15 protein-coding genes and 2 tRNA genes are annotated in these 17,979 nt (G+C 69.6%); 2 read left to right on the top strand and 15 right to left on the bottom strand.

Annotated features, from left to right (window positions below):
• Positions 1 to 17: 17 nt before the first annotated feature.
• Positions 18 to 91 (bottom strand) — tRNA-Ile (locus tag ABNF93_RS10360).
• A gap of 277 nt (positions 92 to 368) precedes the next feature.
• Here ABNF93_RS10360 and ABNF93_RS10355 point away from each other — a divergent pair.
• Positions 369 to 1,064: a histidine phosphatase family protein gene (locus ABNF93_RS10355; protein WP_349327706.1), complete on the top strand. Its 696-nt coding sequence runs from the start codon at positions 369 to 371 to the stop codon at positions 1,062 to 1,064.
• A gap of 36 nt (positions 1,065 to 1,100) precedes the next feature.
• Here ABNF93_RS10355 and ABNF93_RS10350 read toward each other — a convergent pair whose 3' ends face one another.
• On the bottom strand, positions 1,101 to 2,057 hold the full coding sequence (locus ABNF93_RS10350; protein ID WP_349327705.1) for an NYN domain-containing protein: 957 nt from the start codon (positions 2,055 to 2,057) through the stop codon (positions 1,101 to 1,103).
• Positions 2,058 to 2,438: 381 nt separating this feature from the next.
• Between ABNF93_RS10350 and ABNF93_RS10345 the strand changes: the two genes are divergently transcribed.
• On the top strand, positions 2,439 to 2,597 hold the full coding sequence (locus ABNF93_RS10345) for a hypothetical protein (protein WP_349327704.1): 159 nt from the start codon (positions 2,439 to 2,441) through the stop codon (positions 2,595 to 2,597).
• A 50-nt stretch (positions 2,598 to 2,647) separates the two neighbouring features.
• Here the strand turns inward: ABNF93_RS10345 and ABNF93_RS10340 are convergent, their stop codons facing one another.
• From ABNF93_RS10340 to xylB, 13 genes are all read right to left on the bottom strand, one after another.
• The gene (locus tag ABNF93_RS10340) at positions 2,648 to 3,340 is read right to left on the bottom strand and encodes a hypothetical protein (RefSeq protein ID WP_349327703.1); all 693 of its coding nucleotides are present in this window, start codon (positions 3,338 to 3,340) and stop codon (positions 2,648 to 2,650) included.
• Between the two features lie 336 nt (positions 3,341 to 3,676).
• Positions 3,677 to 3,749 (bottom strand) — tRNA-Asn (locus tag ABNF93_RS10335).
• 115 nt (positions 3,750 to 3,864) lie between these two features.
• Complete coding sequence (locus ABNF93_RS10330) at positions 3,865 to 5,502, bottom strand: M1 family aminopeptidase (protein WP_349327702.1); 1,638 nt, start codon at positions 5,500 to 5,502, stop codon at positions 3,865 to 3,867.
• Positions 5,499 to 6,068, bottom strand: a complete 570-nt coding sequence (locus tag ABNF93_RS10325) for a hypothetical protein (protein WP_349327701.1) — start codon at positions 6,066 to 6,068, stop codon at positions 5,499 to 5,501. Before ABNF93_RS10325 ends, ABNF93_RS10330 begins: the two co-directional genes overlap by 4 nt.
• 90 nt (positions 6,069 to 6,158) lie before the next feature.
• Positions 6,159 to 7,229 (bottom strand): RNA polymerase sigma factor, encoded by a 1,071-nt coding sequence (locus ABNF93_RS10320; RefSeq protein WP_349327700.1) that lies wholly within the window; start codon positions 7,227 to 7,229, stop codon positions 6,159 to 6,161.
• A 161-nt stretch (positions 7,230 to 7,390) separates the two neighbouring features.
• Complete coding sequence (locus ABNF93_RS10315; RefSeq protein WP_349327699.1) at positions 7,391 to 9,007, bottom strand: D-glucuronyl C5-epimerase family protein; 1,617 nt, start codon at positions 9,005 to 9,007, stop codon at positions 7,391 to 7,393.
• Between the two features lie 336 nt (positions 9,008 to 9,343).
• Positions 9,344 to 11,047 carry a D-glucuronyl C5-epimerase family protein gene (locus ABNF93_RS10310; protein WP_349327698.1) on the bottom strand — a complete coding sequence of 568 codons (1,704 nt, stop codon included), beginning with the start codon at positions 11,045 to 11,047 and terminating at the stop codon, positions 9,344 to 9,346.
• A 37-nt stretch (positions 11,048 to 11,084) separates the two neighbouring features.
• Positions 11,085 to 12,095, bottom strand: a complete 1,011-nt coding sequence (locus ABNF93_RS10305; protein ID WP_349327697.1) for a sugar phosphate isomerase/epimerase family protein — start codon at positions 12,093 to 12,095, stop codon at positions 11,085 to 11,087.
• Positions 12,096 to 12,116: 21 nt separating this feature from the next.
• Complete coding sequence (locus ABNF93_RS10300) at positions 12,117 to 13,298, bottom strand: Gfo/Idh/MocA family protein (protein ID WP_349327696.1); 1,182 nt, start codon at positions 13,296 to 13,298, stop codon at positions 12,117 to 12,119.
• Positions 13,299 to 13,337: 39 nt separating this feature from the next.
• Positions 13,338 to 14,504, bottom strand: a complete 1,167-nt coding sequence (xylA, locus tag ABNF93_RS10295; protein ID WP_349327695.1) for a xylose isomerase — start codon at positions 14,502 to 14,504, stop codon at positions 13,338 to 13,340.
• Positions 14,501 to 15,784, bottom strand: coding sequence for an ROK family protein (locus ABNF93_RS10290; protein WP_349327694.1), 1,284 nt, complete (start codon positions 15,782 to 15,784; stop codon positions 14,501 to 14,503). The genes xylA and ABNF93_RS10290 overlap by 4 nt, the downstream gene beginning before the upstream one ends.
• Before the next feature lie 108 nt (positions 15,785 to 15,892).
• Positions 15,893 to 16,471: a hypothetical protein gene (locus ABNF93_RS10285; protein WP_349327693.1), complete on the bottom strand. Its 579-nt coding sequence runs from the start codon at positions 16,469 to 16,471 to the stop codon at positions 15,893 to 15,895.
• A gap of 78 nt (positions 16,472 to 16,549) precedes the next feature.
• On the bottom strand, positions 16,550 to 17,944 hold the full coding sequence (gene xylB, locus ABNF93_RS10280; protein ID WP_349327692.1) for a xylulokinase: 1,395 nt from the start codon (positions 17,942 to 17,944) through the stop codon (positions 16,550 to 16,552).
• Positions 17,945 to 17,979: the final 35 nt, after the last annotated feature.

Raw genomic sequence — 17,979 nt, 5'->3', positions numbered from 1 at the left:
GCCCAGGTCAGTGTGGGTAGGGCGGGCGGGACTCGAACCCGCGACCCAGGGATTATGAGTCCCCTGCTCTAACCGGCTGAGCTACCGCCCCTCCACACAGCGGGCGCCGGTGCCGCTCCGCTGCCGCGAGAAGAGCCTAGCCACCAGCCGCGCCGGGACCGTCGAGAGGTGCGGCGTGAGACCCGAACACCCACGGCCGGACCGGCGATCACGGCGAGGGCGGCCGGGATGACCGCCTGTATCCTTCCCGGACGCAGTGCAGCCGGTCCATCCGTGCCTGTGTACGTACCAAGATCTTCTCCCAACCTCACGCATGTGCGACCGTGTGACCCCCGTTCGGCTCGGAGTCGGATTTCGGAGGTATCGGCATGCCCTCCGCAGCAGCTGTGCGAATCCTGTACGTACGCCACGGTGAGAACCTGGCCAACACCCTCCACCAGTTGTCGCACAAGGTTGTCGACCATCCGCTCACCGACCACGGGCGCGACCAGGCCGAACAGCTCGCACGTCGCCTCGCCGACCAGAGCTGGCTTTATGACGCCGAGATCGTCAGCTCCCCGTCGCGGCGCGCCCAGGAGACGGCTCAGGTGATCGCCGCCAAGCTCGACCTCAGCATCGGCACGGACGAACGCCTGCGCGAGATCGATGTCGGCGCTCTCGACGGCCGCAGCGACCAGGAGGCGTGGGACGTGTACGCCGAGGTGCATCGTCGTTGGGCGGCAGGCGAATGGTCCCGCCGGTTCCCCGACGGCGAGAACCTCCGCAACCTCGCCAACCGGCTCCGCGCGGCGCTCCTGGGAGCGGCGACGACGGTCGGGCAGCGACCAGCGACCCAGGGAGGCCGTGACACGCCGGTCGTGTTGGTGGTGGGCCACGGTGGCGGGTTCCGGGCGGCGCTTCCGTACCTCGTCAAGAATGTCGCGGACGCCTATCCCCATGACGACATGGCCAACTGTGCCGTGACGTACCTCCGGGCGATACCCGCATCCCGGCCGTCGGTGATCCATCTGGAGGAATGGGGTGTTCCGTGTGCGGAGCTCCATCGGCTCCGGGTCCCGGACTGACCCGATCCACTCCCCCTGGACGACAGCGGCGGGTGGCTACTTGGTCGCCTTGCCGACGGTGATGTCGAACTCGCGGTAGACCCTCGCCCAGAAGCCGTCCCGCAGCCAGACCCTGGCCTCGGGATAGGGGCGCAGGGAATGGCCGAGTTCCTTCTCCGCCTCGATGAGCAGTTCGGTGTCGATCACGGTCGGCAGGATCGGCCCTGGCAGCAGGTCGCGGATGTTGTCGCGGCCGCGGGTGAGGATCCACTTCTGCGCGACGTGTTCGCCGACCTCTTCCACGGTGTTCGGATTGGGGCCGAGCTTGGAGAGCGTGGCGCCGAGTGAGTGCGTACGCACCGACTTCGCGGCCGGCGCTCGGGCGGCGAACACCTCGGCCGGCGTCGGCGCCGCGCTCGGCTGGGTGGCGTGGTGGGGCAGCGGGTGCGCCTGGCGGAAGTACGGCCGGAGCAGGTCGGCGGACAGCACCTGCACGGTGTCGGACTCCCAGACCAGTCGTTCGGCCTGGTTGCTGCCGTAGGACGGTTCCACTCCCCAGAGGTGGATCCGGACGCCGTAGGCCTGGGCTGCCTCGACCGCCGACACGAGGTCCTCGTCCCCGGCGAGCAGCACAGCGTCGGTGACGGCACCGTGCCGGGCGAGTGCGTCGAGGTCGCTGCGGATCTGGGCGTCGACGCCCTTCTGCTGACCCTGCTTGTTGAGATTGCCGAGGCGTACCTTCACCATCGGCAGGGCTGCGATCACTCGCTGGTCGACGGTGGGTACGCGATCATGGGCGGCGTCGTACCAGTAGACGCGGAGAAGTTCGCCGGGCAGCCCTTCGGCGCCGTGCTTCTGCAGCACCTGGATCAGTTCGTCGGCGGCGACCCGGTATTCACGGCGTTCCCGCGCGCCGAAGAGGACCTCGCCGGCCGCGGCGTAGAGATAGCCGACGTCGACCAGGATGGCGTACTTCATCGCGAAGGCCGAGGTGGCGAGATCTGGGATTCCCACAACTGCCTCCCTCGACCCCGGGTACGGCCGTGCCCGCTCCGCCGCCCTTGACAGGTTGGCGTCGCTTCCCCGCGAGACTACACGTCGGACCTTCGTGGTCGGCAGCGGTTGCAGAGGCCGTTCACGGAACGCGCTGGATGCGCTTGGTGGGAAGGCTTGAGCTCGAACGTTGCCTGTGGCCGCCTGGAACGATCGTCGCCACGGTCGTCACGGCGGCTCTCACGGGCGTACGGGGCTTGGCGATGCAGTGAACCAGCCGACCGTCTGACGCAAGGACTTGCCGGTCGGGGGAAGGCCCGTCCATCCGCAACGGGTCCCGCCATGCATCGCACAGAAGCCGCACGGGTCCATGTGGATCAATATGTGGGGAGCGGTTTCCTTGTGGCCGAGGGAAGTCAGACGACGCTGCACGTACGGGCCGAGGATCAAGCCCTGTGGCGTCGCGCTCAGACGTACGCGCGGGAACGGCGTATCCCTATGGCCGGGCTGGTGATGCTCGCACTCCAGGAGTACCTGACCCGGCATGACACGGACGAATAGGAACGGCCCCCGCCAGGTCTGAGCGGGGGCCGTTCGATTTGTGCTGTTGCCTACTCCATCGTGGCGCAGATGATGTACGGCTGCACGTTGCCGGTACCGCTCACCACGACGGTCCAGCCACCAGCCGCCCAGCGTCCGGCCGGGTCGGTCTCGGTGGGCTCGGACACCTGGTGGACGTCGCCCGGCATCGACGCATTGAGCACGACGGTGCCGGTGGTGTTCGCGCCGCCCCCGATGGCGACCTCATCGCCGCTGCTGCACTTCGACGTGATCGTGACTCGACCCTCGGCGTCGGTGACGTCCTTGGCGTCGGCCGACCGGCCGACAATCTCGTAGTTGGACACGCCGTCCGCACCGTCGGCACCGGCCGGACCCTGCTCGCCAGCCGGACCCTGCTCGCCAGCCGGACCAGCCTCGCCGGTGTCGCCCTTCTCGCCCTTCAACTGCTCTACCGTGTCCGGGGCGAAATCCTGCATCAGGATCCTCCCGTCGCGGATCTCGCTCGACCCGACCGCGGCCTCTCCGATGTCATGCTGCCGGATCGCGTTGTCGCGAATCTCGCTGGACCCGACCCCACCCGGACCGATGTCTCTCGACTGGATGGTCTGGTCGGCGATGTCTCCAGACGTAATGGTGCCCGCCGCGACGGCTGCTCCACCTGCGAGCAGCGCTCCCCCCGCGACCAGGGCGAGCGCGGCGCCGCCGACGCCGAGGCCTCTGGCCACCTGACGAATGTTCTTCACGTGTTTCCCTCCAGTTGGGGACGGCTTGCCCGCCTTCCCGTGCATGGGAAAATCCTCACGGGCACGGCGGGTTGCATGACAGTTGTGTGACAGTGTTCGTCTCCCGGTAACAAAGCGTTGGCCCGGCGGACGGAAACCGCGGGAGATCCGCGGCCAGGAGCGTGCGGTGCCCAGACCCTCGGCGGGCCGGTGACGGTGACGGTCGGCACCGGGCTCATGAGGCGTCCCTCAAGGAAGACGCCCGAAAGGGAAGGTCCCTCGCTGGGCTACAGATTGTGGCGACGGAGAGGGACCTCTAGAGAGTCTCGACCGGGGTATAACCCCAGGTCAGAAGTGCTCCCGCGACTGGACTCGAACCAGTAACCTGCCGGTTAACAGCCGGACGCTCTGCCAATTGAGCTACGCGGGATCGCAACGCCGACGACTGCCGGCCCCGCATAGGTTAGCAGCCCTGCTTCGCCCCACCGCGCCGCCGGGCACCCCGTCGGCACAGGCCAATGGGAGGGCGTTTCGAGGCCCTGTCGTCAGCGCGATATGGCGCCGTACTCCCGCAGGAGCTTGACAACCTCGGGAGCGCTGGAGAAGGCACGGACCACGTCGTCGTCGGTGACGATCTGGTGGGCGTTGGCATCGATGTAGTTCCGCAGAAGCCGGTCAAATGTGGCAGATCCGACCGTACGCCGCGCCTCGTGCAGCATCGCGCCGCCCTGCCGGTAGACCCCCGCGCCGTAGTAGTCCGGCTGACCCAGTGCGGCGTACCACCGCATCGTCTCGCCGACCCGGTTCCGCACACGCGGCGGCACCACGAACCGCGTCTCGGCTCCGGCGGTGCCGTTGGCCAGGACCTCCGCATATTCGGCGAACGCCTCGTCCAGCCACGGGTCCCGCGCCTGGTTGTTGCCCACCAGGCCGTAGAACCACATGTGGGCGACCTCGTGCGGAACGAGCTGCGGGTACGTGCGCGGATTCACGTTCCCGAACTGGATTGCCCCGGGGAACTCGATGCCGGTCGGGATGTCGGGCGCGATCGTCACCCACAGATCGTCGTACGGAAAGGGCCCGAGGTGGCCGGACAGCTCCGCGACAGCCGCCGCGGTCAGGTCGGCCCACTCCTGCGGTGTCGCCCGGGTCTTCACCTCGGCCGGTGCGCCCACGTGGATGCGTACGCCGTCCACCTCCCGCTCGGCGAGGGTCAACTGCCCGACGGTGACCGTGACGTCACGGACAGCCTCGGCGGTGAAGCGGTGAACGACACTCCCCGCCCTGGCCGCGGGCATGGTGTCGACGAGCTCGCCTGTGCCGAGGACGTCGTCCCCCTTCGGTGCCACGACGTCGAGCGTCTCGAGCTGGAACTGCTCGCTCGTCACCGTCTCACCGAAAAGGTCCACGGCGGGATCGGTCGCCCAGCCACGGCCGCGTTCCCAGGCGAGCAGCGGGTACGCAGTTGCCAGCCAGGCGGTGCCGTCCTCCGACGAGTAGCCCACCCGTTCGGGACCGTCGGCGCCGAGGGTGAGCGTGAAGGCGAGCTCGACGTTGACTGACCGGCCGGCCGCGACACAGCCCTTGACCGGCACCCTGATCAACGTGCCCGGCACACCGCGAGGCGCGCCGGCGGGCTGGACACGCGGCTCGACGATGCGGCCGTTGACCGCGACCGCGGTGACCTCGAGTCGGTTGCCCGACCGAGCTGTTTCGGGCTTGTTGGGCCAGGCGCGGAAGATCACCTCACAGGTACGCCGGTCAGGGGTGAAGGTCACGGCCTCCGTACCGCGGACGACCTGACGGTTCTTCGCGACGTCGAAGCACAGCCGGACGACCGGCCGATCCTTCCACGGCCGGGCCCGTGCCGCGCTGTCGCGCGCGCGGTTCGCCCGCGCGGGTCCCGCCGCCGAGATCACCTTGAAGTTGCCGCCGCCTCCGCCTCCGGTCGGACATGCCGACGGACCTTGGGGCCCGGGCGCCTGCGTTGGTGCGGGAGTGCCGAGTGGAGGGTCCGATGCCCGCGGGCCGAGCCGGTCCGACGACGCGGATCCGCTGGGCGTCGGGGTGGCCTGGTCGGCGTCGAGCAGTCCGCCGATGGCGCTCGGCGCACACGCGGTGACCCCAGCGACGAGCACACCGGCCGCGAGCAGGCGTCGTACGGTCGTCGCGGTCCGGCTCACGGCTCGACCTCGGCACGGACGCGGTCCAGCGCCCGCTCGGCGGCTGCCAGGATCTCCGGGTCCGCCGGATCGAGCCCCTCGTCGAACGCGAGTGCCCACACCATCCCCCCTGTGCCTGGCTCCCCTGCTGTGCCTGGCTGCCCGGCTGCACCCGGCAGCTCCGTAGCCGGCTCTCCTGCCATACCCAGATCCGCGAGCTTGGCTGGCGGACGGCGGGCGATCACCCGGACACCGAGCGGACCGCGCAGGCTGACCCGCTGATCGACGACGACGCTGGCGGTGATCCGTTCGCGGATCAGCGAGAGCAGGCGGGAGTCGGGCTCGGCGAAGCTGACGGTCCAGACCGGCAGACGCTCCCCGAGCGGCGCCGTCCCGGTGACCCGGAGGACTTCGGTGTCACGGTCCCATTCGGCGTGTTCGACCTGCTCCCAAGGAATTCGGTCGTATGCCCCTTCTGCCGTGGGAAGGAACAGCGTGCGGTCGGTGCCGACAACCCAACGCTCGGCGGCGTCACGGGATGTCGCGAGCACCCGCTCACCGCGCTCCAGCTGCAGGGAATCGGTCACGTCGCGAGGAAGACCAGGCCGGCGGCGCACCCGCTCACGGTACTGGCACTCCCCCACGGTCCCGGACGCGCGGTTGGGTCAGCGGTTGGGTCAGGCGAGATACTCCTTCAGACCGGGGGCCCAGCCACCACCGCGGAGCTTGGCGAGGGTCTTCGCCTCGATCTGGCGTACCCGCTCACGGGTCACGCCGAAGCGGCGGCCGACCTCCTCCAGCGTGTGCACCTGCCCGTCGGTGAGGCCGTAGCGCATCTGTACGACGTAGCGCTCCCGCTCGCCGAGCTGGGCGAGCGCCCGGTCGATGTGTTCGCGCATAAGAGACGACGCCGCCGCCTCCAACGGGGCGACGGCGTCGAGGTCCTCGATCAGGTCTCCGAGCTCGGATGCTTCCATCTCACCGATCGGCGTATGGAGCGAGACGGGTTCCCGGGCCAGTCGGAGGAGCTCACTGGTGCGATCGGGATCGAGCGCGACCGCCTCGGCGACCTCCTCGATGAGCGGATCCCGGCCGAGCTGTTGGAAGAGCGTGCGCTGCGCCCGCAGGATCCGGTTGATCGCGTCGACCACGTGCACGGGTACGCGGATCGCGCGCGACTGGTCGGCGATGGCCCGGGATATCGCTTGCCTGATCCACCAGGTGGCGTAGGTCGAGAACTTGTAGCCCCGGGTGTAGTCGAACTTCTCCACCGCCCGGATCAGACCGAGGTTGCCCTCCTGGATCAGGTCGAGCAACGGCAGCCCTCGACCCGTACACCGCTTGGCGACGGACACCACCAGCCGAAGGTTCGCCTCGATCAGGTGTCGCTTGGCCTCACAGCCGAGCCGGACCAGCGCCTGCAGTTCGGCTGGGGTGGCGTCAACGGTGCCGCCCTCGACGAGGCTACGTTCGGCGAACAGGCCCGCTTCGATGGAGCGTGACAGCTCCACCTCCTGCGCAGCCGTGAGCAGGCGTACCCGTCCGATCTCTCGGAGGTACTGGCGAACCAGATCGGGGGTGCGTTCGGCGAGTTCGTCGAGCGCCGGAAGCTCCTCGACACCGGTATTGACCTCCGTCGGTGCCGCTCCCGACGAGGGAGCCGTATCCGAAGTTCCCGGTGGTGCGGAGACTTCTGGGGGTGGGGTGTCGGCTCTGTGAGCCACTGACTTGAGCGCGAAGACCGGCACGGCGCAACTCCTCCCAGAGGAAGACCAGCGTGATCAGTCTGCCCGGCTGATGAGCATTACGTTGGGCGTTTGCGGATAATCGCGCAGCAATGACCAACCCCGGCCCCGCGCAGCTGTCGCGACGACCGGCCGAGCAACCTCGACCTCGGCCGGCCCTCCGGTCAGGAGAGGTCGACCTTCGCCGTCGCCACCCACGAGCCCGCGAGCGGGCCTACCGCCACGTGACCTGCTCGTACGCCGTCGACCCAGGCCGACTTGTCGAACCACACCTCGACCTCATCGGTCGGGACGACCTCGGCGGTGTCGACGACGTCGCCTGCGGCATTGAACGTGTGGCCGACATAGGTCCGTCCGCGCAACAGCCGTGCGTACCGGAGCCCCTTGTAGTTGACCTCGGCGATCGGTCCGCGGACCATCGCACTGTCCGGGCCTTCGGCCACCCAGCTTCCGGCGAGCGGACCTGACGCCATCCGGTAGAAGATGCCCCGGTGCGCGATCCGCATCCGCCGAATCGTGGTGCCGGTGCTCCCGACCCGGACCGTCTCGTTGTCGCGGGCGAGCACGGCACCTGACTGCAGGTCGAACGTGTAGCCGACCAGGGCGTCGGCCCGGAACTCGACGACCCGCTGCTCCGCCAGGATCGGCGGCGGAGCGTCGTCGCGCAGGGTGTCGGCCATGCGGACGAACTCCGGCTTCCCGGTCATCAGCCACAGGAACACGAACTGGCTGATGTGCAGGGTGTGATAGCTGCCCGACGCGGGAGTCGCATGCGGTACGCAGTAGAGCGAGGGACGGTCGGGGACGCGGATGATGGGAAGGTAGCGCCGCATCGTCGTGATCGACCCGTCGTATAACCCCAGCGCGAGGGGCTCCTTGCTCACGCGGTAGTAGTCCCAGAGCCCGACGATCGCCGACATGTGGCCGTTGAAGACATGGTCGGACTTCGCCGGGGTCGCCTGGTACGGATACTCGACCAGCCAGAGCAGGCCGTACTTGTCGACCCTCGAGACCCACGGCTCGGTGGCGCTCGGCGGGTTGAGGAAGCTCGCGAAGGTCCGGTCGGCGGCCTCCCGCCACTGGTCGTCGTCGGTCACCGCGGCGAGGCGGCTGAAGAAGCTGAGCGCCTTGCCCTGCGCAAGACCGCTGTACCACGGCGCCCGCATCGTCTCCGCGGGGTTGCCGTGGACCCGGAAATCGAAGGTGTACGCATAGAACCACGCACCGCGCGACTCCACCCGGTGCTCGACGAGGTGCCGCGCCTGCACCAGTGCCCGGTCGAGGTAGAACTCGTCGCCGGTGAGCCGATACGACTCGAGGTTGGCGATCCCGTCACCCGCCTGGAAGTTGGGGTGGTCGTAGAACTCGCCCGCCACCTCGTGCATGCGTACGCCGTCGGCGTCACGCGGCAGGTCGTCGTCCTTCGCCACCTCGGTCCTGGGAACGTAGGGGACGGCCGCACCACTCAGGTCATGGAAGGCGAACCCGTCCCGCTGGTAGGTGAAGGGATCCTCCGCCGGCGACACCGGCCCTCCCGGCGGTGCCGACCCGTCGTCATGGCGGGCGATCCCGGCCGCGACGTCACCGGTCGGTGCGATCGCGAGGTCCCGGGTGCCGTTGTTCGTCGGCGGTGCGGGCTTGACCGGCTCCGGCGTGACCCTCGGCTGCGCGGCGGCGGGGGCTCCGTGCTCGCGCACCTCAGGCTCCGCGGCGGTCGGAATACAGGCCGCGGTGCCGACGAGGCACACGAGCGCACCGACCAGCACCATCCGACGCCGCATGAGCCCCCCAGCAGCTGCGGCCCCGGCGTACGACGGGGCTCGGCCGATCCCCAGCTGTCGCCACCGACGACACGCATCGGAGTGCAGATGAGGATTCCCTCATGCGGAGGATAGTTGTGGACCGTCGGCGCTGGCGCGGCGCCTCGGCGCGGACCAGACCCTAGGTGACCGTCTAGGCCCTGTCTCCCAAATCCCGCCTGACTCGCGTCACCCCGCATCCCGGCTGGCTGCGTTCTCGTCGATCGGCGCACAAACCCAGTGCGCCTTCCTCCTCCGCCTTGCCAACCGGGCGCGGATGCGCCGCTCGCTTGACCGGCGCCATTTGGGAGACACGCCCTAGTCGAGGCGGACGTTCGCGAGTGCTACCCAGGTGCCGGCGAGCGGGCCCGCCGTGACGTGCGCCGCTGGCGCACCGTCGACCCAGGCCGTCCGGTCGATGCGGACGTCGGCGTCCTTCGCAGGGCTCGCCCGCTCGGTCGTCACGACGTCGCCGGTCCGGTCGTACCGCGTGCCGACGTACTCCCGACCGCCCTCGAAACGCGCCCGCCGCTCGCCCCGGTACGCCAGCTCGGCGACGGGACCGCGGAGGGTCGTACGGTCCGGATCCTCGCGTACCCACCGGTCGTAGAGGGGACCGGACGCGACCCGGTAGTAGATGCCGCCCGGCTGGTCGGCGCTCCCCTTCATCCGCATCCGGCGGACCGTGGTGCCCGTCTCGGGCGTACGCAGGCTCACCCGCTCCTCGTCCAGGATCCGCCCGGTGGCGATGTCGACGTCGTAGCCGACGTGCTCGCCGGCCCTGAACTCGATGGTGCGGGACGAGGCGAGGATCGGGTACGGGTTGTCGTCGCGCAGCCGCTCGGCGAACTGAATGAACCGCGGCTCCCGCGTCATCAACCACAGCTGCGCGAACTGGTCGACGTGCAGCTGGTGGTAGCCGTTGGACGCCTCCGCGCGGTGCGTGAGGCAGTACGTCGACCGCCAGTGCGGTACGCGCAGGTCGTCGACGTGTCGCCGGAGGGTCGTGATCGCGCCGTCGTACAACGCGAGTGCGGCGGGATTCCTCGTCAATCGTTCGTACTCCCACAGCCCGAAGATCCCTGACAGGTGACCGTTGAAGATCCGGTCGGAGTCGGCGAGGGTGGCGCCCCGGGGATGCTGGACGAGCCACACGAGCTGGTGGGAGTCGACGGCGACCACCCACGGCTTCTCACCACCACCGCGTGGGGCGCGTGCGGGATCCGGCGGGAGGAGGAAGCTCGCGAACGTCCGGTCCGCGGCCACGCGCCACCTCGCCTCACCGGTGACCTTCGCCAGCCGGGAGAACAGACTGAGTGCCTTGCCCTGCGACAGACCGCTGTACCACGGCGCCACAGCCATGTCGTCGGGATCGCCGTGCAGAGGAAAGTCGAAGGTGTACGGATAGAACCACGCGCCGCGCGACTCCACCCGCCGGTCGATCAGCCGGCTCCCCTGGGCCTTCGCCCGGTGGAGAAAGAAGCCCTCGCCGGTCAACCGGTGCGACTCGAGGTTCTCCAGGCCGAAGTTCGCCTGGTAGTTCGGATGGTCGTAGAGCGTGTTGTCGACCTCGATCATGCGGACGCCGTGGTCGTCGTGCGGTTCAGGGTCTCGCCTCGGAGCCGTGACGTTCGGACCGCGCGGGAGCTGCCCCGGCGCGAGGTCGTGGAACTCGTACCCGTCCCGGTGGAACGAGAACGGCAGCCCAGGCAGAGTGACGGGTCGCCCCGGTGGAGCGGACCCGTCGTCCTGGTTCCGCAGGCGGGTGTCTACGTCCGCCGACGGTGCGCGCGCGCCGGCGGGTTCGGGAGTCCGCGGCCCCGTACACGAGACCAGGAAGGAGAAACTGGCGAGTGTGCCCAGCGTCGCGCGAGTGAACGCGGCGCGGGTCAGGCCGGTGGCTGCCCCCGCGCCGCCGGGCTCGGGGGCGCACGGCAAATGACCACGCCGAGCAGGGCTGCGGTAGCCGGGACGGGTGTCGACACCCGTCCCGGCTACCGACTGCCCGCTCAGCGTGGTCATTTGCAGGCGATCGGCGGCTGGTTCCAGGACGTTTTCCTCAGCCGTCGGAGCTGAACGCGGCGTCGAAGGACGCCTCGGACGGCTCGATGTCACAGAGCGCACGCACGAGCTTCAGCGACTCGGGCGCGCCCATGAGCCGGTCCATGCCCGCGTCCTCCCACTCCACCGAGATGGGTCCGTCGTAGCCGATCGCGTTGAGCGCCCGGAAGCAGTCCTCCCACGGCACGTCGCCGCGGCCGGTCGAGACGAAATCCCACCCGCGCCGCAGGTCACCCCACGGCAGGTGCGAGGAGAGCCGACCGTTGCGGCCGTTGCCGACGCGACGCTTCGCGTCCTTGCAGTCGACGTGGTAGATCCGATCCTTGAAGTCGAGGATGAACCCGACCGGGTCGAGGTCCTGCCACACGAAGTGGCTCGGGTCCCAGTTGAGCCCGAACGCCGGCCGGTGGCCGATCGCCTCGAGCGTGCGGACCGTCGTCCAGTAGTCGTACGCGATCTCGCTGGGGTGCACCTCGTGGGCGAAGCGCACGCCCACCTCGTCATAGACGTCGAGGATGGGGTTCCAGCGGTCGGCGAAGTCCTGGTAGCCCGCGTCGATCAGCGCATCCGACGCCGGCGGGAACATCGCGACGTACTTCCAGATCGACGAGCCGGTGAACCCGACTACCGTGTCGACGCCGAGCCGGGCGGCCGCCCGCGCGGTCATCTTCATCTCCTCGGCGGCCCGCTGGCGGACACCCTCGGGATCGCCGTCGCCCCAGATCTTGGCGGGCAGGATGTCCTTGTGGCGCTGGTCGATCGGGTCGTCGCAGACCGCCTGCCCCTTGAGGTGGTTGGAGATCGCGAACAACTTGAGGTTGTGCTTCTCCAGGGTGTCGAGCTTGTCCCGGACGTACTTGTCGTCCTCGGCGGCCTTCCAGACGTCCAGGTGGTCGCCCCAACAGGCGATCTCGAGACCGTCGTAGCCCCACTCGGACGAGAGCCGGCACATCTCCTCGAACGGCAGATCGGCCCACTGGCCGGTGAACAACGTGACAGGACGCGGCATGTCTTTCTCCTTCTACGACTTCTACGACGTGACGGGGACCCAGGTCGAGCCGGACTCGGCGCTCGCGAGTACGGCCTCCAGGACCTGCTGCACCTGCAGGCCGTCGGCGAAGCTCGGCGCCGGATCGCTCCCGTCGCCGATCGCCGTCACGAGGTCGCGCGCCTCGTGGGTGAACGTGTGTTCCCAGCCGATGATGTGACCGGGTGGCCACCACGCCGACATGTAGGGGTGGTCGGCTTCGGTGACGAGGACGCGGCGGAAGCCCTGCGTGGCGGGGTCGTCGTCGCTGAAGTAGACCTCGAGCTCGTTCAGGCGTTCGAGGTCGAAGGCGAGCGAGCCCTTCTCACCGTTGATCTCGAGTCGCAGGCCGTTCTTGCGTCCGGTGGCGAACCGGGTCGCTTCGTACGTCGCCACCGCACCACCGTCGAGTCGGGCGATGAACAGCGAGGCGTCGTCGACCGTGACCTCGCCCCGCTCCGTTGCCGAACCCGATCCACCCAGGCCCTCGGTCTCCAGCAGGATCGGGCGTTCCTTGATGAACGTCTCGGTCAGCCCGCTCACACCGGTCACCTTCTGCCCGGTGATGAACTGCGTGAGGTCGACGATGTGCGAGGCGATGTCACCGAGCGCTCCGGAACCCGCGAGCTCCTTCTGCAGCCGCCACACCAGCGGCGCTTCGGGATCGGTGAGCCAGTCCTGCAGGTAGACCGCCCGGATCTGCCTGATCTTGCCGAGCTTGCCGGCTGCGACGAGTTGGCGGGCGTAGGCGGCCGCCGGCACCCGCCGGTAGTTGAAGCCGACCAGCGACTTCACGCCCTTGGCCGATGCCGCTTCCGCCGCCTTCACCATCTCGCGCGCCTCGTCGACCGTGTTGGCCAGCGGCTTCTCGCACAGGACGTGCTTGCCCGCCTCGAGCGCGGCAATGGCGAGCTCAGCGTGGTTGCCGCCCGGCGTACAGACGTCGACCAGGCCGATGTCGTCGCGCTCGACGATCCGCCGCCAGTCCGTTTCGTACGACCGCCAGCCGAGGGAGTCCGCGGCGGCGCGCACCTTGTCCTCGTTCCGGCCACCGATGGCGGCCATCTCGATGCGGTACGGCAGGTCGTAGGCGGCGTTCACGGTACGCCAGGCCTGCGAGTGTGCCTTCCCCATGAAGGAATAGCCGACCATGCCTACGCCGAGCGTCGGCTTGCTGTCACCCATACGTGGTCCTCTTCTCCTTACCGGATGCCGAGCCCTTGCTTACCGGACGCCGAGCAGGTGGTCCATCGCGAGCTGGTCGAGCCGCTCGAAGCCCATGCCACGGTTGGCCAGGGCATCGACGGCCGCGTCGCCCCAATCCTCTTCGCGCAGGGTCGCGTAGGTCTCGCCCGCGGCCAGAGTCGGCCGCGCCAGCTCGTCCAGCTTGGACGTACGAAGCGCCTCCTGCACCTCCGGGTCGGCACGAAACGCACGTGACCGCTCACGCAGGATCAGATAGTTGCGCATGCACCCACGCGCGGACTCCCAGACACCCTCCATGTCCTCGGTCCGTGGCGGCTTGAAGTCGAAGTGTCGCGGACCGTCATATCCTCCGGTCTCGAGGGTGTCGACCGCCCAGAACGCCCCGCGCAGGTTGCCTGCCCCGAACCGCAGGTCCTGGTCGAACCGCGGACCGTGCTGGCCGTTGAGGTCGACGTGGAAGAGCTTGCCGTGCCAGAGCGCCTGCGCGATCCCGTGCGCGAAGTTGACTCCGGCCATCTCCTCGTGCCCGACCTCGGGGTTGAGGCCGACCATCTCAGGGTGCTCCAGTTCGTTGATGAACGCGATCGCGTGCCCGATCGTCGGCAGCAGGATGTCGCCGCGCGGCTCGTTCGGCTTGGGCTCGACCGCGAACCGGATGTCGTAGCCCTGGTCGATCACGTACTGCCCGAGGACGTCGAAGGCCTCCTTCATCCGGTCGAGCGCGGCGCGGATGTCCTTCGCCGCCCCGGACTCCGCGCCCTCACGGCCGCCCCAACAGACGTACGTGGTGGCACCCAACTCCGCCGCCAGGTCGATGTTGTCCATCACCTTGCGGATCGCGAACCGGCGGACGGCCCGGTCGTTGGCGGTGAACGCGCCGTCTTTGAAGATCGGGTGCCCGAACAGGTTCGTGGTCGCCATCGGCACGACCAGCCCGGTCTCGTCGAGCGCCTTGCGGAAGCTCGCGACCGCCTGGTCACGCTCTGCGGCACTCGCCTCGAACGGGAAGAGGTCGTTGTCGTGGAAGGTCACGCCGTACGCACCGAGTTCGGCCAGTTTGCGCACGCCGTGGGCCGGGTCGAGCGGCTCGCGGACCGCGGAACCGAACACGTCCACGCCCTGCCATCCGACGGTCCACATCCCGAAGGAGAACTTGTCCTCGGGGGTCGGTGTGTAGTCGTTCATCCGATCTCCTTCTCTAGGGTTGCGTGCGCCCCACGCCGGGGTGAGAGGGCAGGCACGAGGGTGGGGTCGTCAAGGACGGGTTGCAGGGCTGAGTGCGCCGCGCCTGTCGCGGCGGCGGCGAGGCCCAGGCGGGACAGCGTGATCCGGCAGCCGCCAAGATCGGGCGCGACGACCCGCTCGGCGAGCTCGGCTTCGACCGGCTCACGGAGAAACTCGCCGACCCGGGCGAAGTAGCCGCCGAGCACGAGCACGCGGGGGTTGACCAGGTTGACGAGCATCGAGGCGCCATGGCCGAGCGCACGACCGATCTGCGCGAACGCCCGGAGGGTGCGTGGGTCGCCCGCGGTGGCGCGGGACATCAGCAGGTCCAGGCGTTCGTCGAGATCGCGGCCGTGATCGTGAACGGGATCCGCCTCGTCGGCGGCCAGCCGCAGGAGGGCACCGAGTCCGCACACGGTCTCCAGGCAGCCACGCCGACCGCAGCCGCAGCGCTCGCCGTCCGGTGCCGGTGCGACTGCGAGGTGTCCGACCTCACCGGCGTAGCCCGCACTCCCCCGGACCACCTCGCCGTTGACGACGATCCCACCGCCGATGCCGATGCCGCCCGTGAGGTAGATGAGGTCCCGGTCGGTGGCCGCCACGTCCTGGACGGCGGCGTACTCCGCGAGGGTCGCGAGGTTGGCCTCGTTGTCGACCATGACGCGCGTCCTGGGCAGCCGTCGCCGGAGCAGGTCACGTAGGGCGACATCACGCCATCCGAGGTTCGGTGCGACCCGGACCTGCCCCGAGGCGGCGTCGACCAGCCCTGGAGCGGCGACCCCGACGCCCGCGAGCACGTTGCCCGCGGTCTCCGCCTGCGCTGTCACCCTCGCGATCAGGTCGGCCGCGGCGTCCACGGTGTCCTCGACGCTCGCCGAGACATCGAGGGCCGTACGCGCCTTGGCCCGACGCTCCCCGGCCAGGTCCAGGACGACCGCGGCCAGGTAGTCGACGTTCAGCTCGAGCCCCACCGCCAGCACGCGCTCTCCGATGAGCTCGACCTGCTGCCCGGGGCGGCCGACCAGGCCGGCCTTGGTGGGCTCATGGCTGCGGACGAGACCGCGGGTGGAAAGCTCGCCGACCAGGCTGGACACCGTGGCCTTGGTGAGCAGGGTGTCCGCGGTCAGCTGGGCTCGGGTGCGAGGACTGGAGCGCAGGGCCCGCACGACGACCGCCAGATTGGCCCTGCGTACGGCGCCCTGATCCGCCCTCCCGAGGAGGCGCGTCGGCGCATCTGTCACCCAGCCGCCTCCCAGGTCTGACAACCGCCTATTCGTTCAGGTCCCGAACAAACTAGACCTGTCGACGAGGCGGGTCAAGACGGGCGGCGCCGGGTCGGCGGCGCCTGCTCAAACCGACGACGGTTCGCGGATCGGCTCCCGCGTGGATGAGTGTTCGTCCACCGTGGAGTCGCGCACGGACTCCTCACGCGCTGATCGTTCCCTCACGGACTCCTCACGCGCTGATCGTTCCCGCGCGGCCTGCTCACGCGCTGATCGTTCCCGCTCTGCCTGCTCACGCACGGCCTCTTCACGCGCGGCCTGCTCACGAGTCGATCGATCCCGCTCCGACTGCTCACGCACGGCCTGCTCGCGTACCGGCGGAACCCGGGACTCCTGGCGCACCGGCGCCGGCCGCTGGGGTGCGGGTCGTGGATCAGGTTCCCACCGGCCCGGGTCGGACGTCAGCCCGAGTAGATAGGTGATGGTGCACTCGAGTGCTCGCGCGAGCTCTGGAAGCTTCGCGACGTCGAGGCCGGTGCCGTGCTCGAGGCTGCTCAGCGCCTTGTTGGTCGTGAGCATGCCGAGCCGGGCCAACCGGCTGACCACCTGCTTCTGCGTGAGCCCGAGATCGCGTCGGCGCTCACGGAGCCGTTGTCGTACGACAAGACGGCGACGCGCACCAGCGCCGCCCGGAACTATCGCCATCGTCCCTCCCCGAACGGCACCATCCCCATTCGGGAAGGGGACCAATCACGGACGGACCCCCCGCGCGCGCCGTCGCCACTATCCGTGCAGGGCCGTCCGGGCGTTCGCGTAGGCGGCACGGATCTGCGCGCCCGCGTCCGGGTCGACGTCCCGGGTACGTTCGGCGACGCTCTCCGCGAGAGTCCACTCCGGCGGTGCCGCGCCCCCGGCCAATGCCCAGGCCGCCTGCCGCGCCGCACCCAGTGCGACGTACTCGGCCGGCGTCGGCACCGTGACCGGGCCCCCGAAGACCAGCGGCGCAACCGCCTGTACGACCGGTGAGCGGGCGGCACCACCGATCAGCAGGATCCGGCGTACGACCACACCCTGGTCACGCAGGGCGTCAAGCCCGTCGGCGAGGCCACACAGCATCCCCTCGACCGCGGCGCGGGCGAGGTTCTCCGGGGTCATGGCGGAACGGCGCAGGTTGTGCAGGGAACCCGCGGCGTCAGGCAGATTGGGCGTACGTTCGCCGTCGAGGTAGGGCAGAAGGACCAGGCCACCGGCGCCAGGTGCGGCGGCCAGCGCCAACCGGTTGAAGCCTTCGATGTCCGTGCCCAACATCGCCGCGGTGGCGTTGATCACCCGCGCGGCGTTGAGGGTACAGACGAGCGGAAGGAACCGGCCGGTGGCATCGGCGAAGCCGGCGACGATGCCCGACCCGTCGGTGGTCGGCCGGTCGTGTACCGCGAAGACCGTGCCGCTGGTGCCGAGCGACACGACCACGTCGCCCGCGCCGATGCCGAGGCCGAGGGCAGCGCCCATGTTGTCGCCCGTGCCGGCCGACACGAGCGCACCACTGGAGGTCTCCCCCGCTGTCTCTGCCGGGCCGAGGACCGTGGGCAGTTCCGGCGTACGACCGAAGGCGAGCTCCAGCAGGTCGGTCCGGTACTCGCCTGTGACCGGTGACCAGTACAACGTGCCGGACGCGTCTCCGCGGTCGGTGGCGGCGGTGGTCGGACGCCCGCAGAGCTGCCAGGTGAGGTAGTCGTGGGGAAGCATGACCTGGGCCACCCGGTCGGCGTTCGCCGGCTCGTTCTCGGCCAGCCAGGCGAGCTTGGTGACGGTCATGCTCGCGAGGGGTACGGATCCCGTCGCGTCGGCCCACGCCTGCGGTCCGCCGAGCTTGTCGATCAGGTCGGTGGCGGCCCCGGCGGAGCGGGTGTCGTTCCAGAGCAGCGCCGGCCGGACCTCGCTGCCGGACTCGTCCAGCGTGACCATCCCGTGCTGCTGCCCGGCGACGCCGACGGCCGCCACGTCGTCGAGCAGCCCGTCGCCCGCCTCCTGGAGAGCGGCCCACCAGGCGTGGGGCGGACACTCGGTTCCGTCCGGATGGGGTGCTGCGCGCTCCGCGAGCACCGCACCGGACTCCGCGTCGCAGACGACGACCTTGCAGGACTGGGTGGACGAGTCGATCCCGGCAACCTTCGGCATGCCCAAAACCTAGCCGCCGCGCCGATCAGGCGACC

It is taken from the genome of Actinopolymorpha sp. B9G3 (assembly GCF_040120725.1).
In the GTDB taxonomy this organism is placed as follows: Bacteria; Actinomycetota; Actinomycetes; order Propionibacteriales; family Actinopolymorphaceae; genus Thermasporomyces.
Note: the sequence above shows the minus strand (reverse complement) of the source record. Positions and strands in the feature narration are given on the sequence as shown.

Bases quoted from the DNA above. Each gene is read 5' to 3' on its own strand.
- ABNF93_RS10355 (WP_349327706.1), top strand. From the start codon at position 369: ATGCCCTCCGCAGCAGCTGTGCGAATCCTGTACGTACGCCACGGTGAG.
- ABNF93_RS10315 (WP_349327699.1), bottom strand. From the start codon at position 9,007: ATGCGGCGTCGGATGGTGCTGGTCGGTGCGCTCGTGTGCCTCGTCGGC.
- ABNF93_RS10300 (WP_349327696.1), bottom strand. From the start codon at position 13,298: ATGGGTGACAGCAAGCCGACGCTCGGCGTAGGCATGGTCGGCTATTCC.
- xylA (WP_349327695.1), bottom strand. From the start codon at position 14,504: ATGAACGACTACACACCGACCCCCGAGGACAAGTTCTCCTTCGGGATG.
- ABNF93_RS10285 (WP_349327693.1), bottom strand. From the start codon at position 16,471: ATGGCGATAGTTCCGGGCGGCGCTGGTGCGCGTCGCCGTCTTGTCGTA.
- ABNF93_RS10305 (WP_349327697.1), bottom strand. From the start codon at position 12,095: ATGCCGCGTCCTGTCACGTTGTTCACCGGCCAGTGGGCCGATCTGCCG.
- ABNF93_RS10310 (WP_349327698.1), bottom strand. From the start codon at position 11,047: ATGACCACGCTGAGCGGGCAGTCGGTAGCCGGGACGGGTGTCGACACC.
- xylB (WP_349327692.1), bottom strand. From the start codon at position 17,944: ATGCCGAAGGTTGCCGGGATCGACTCGTCCACCCAGTCCTGCAAGGTC.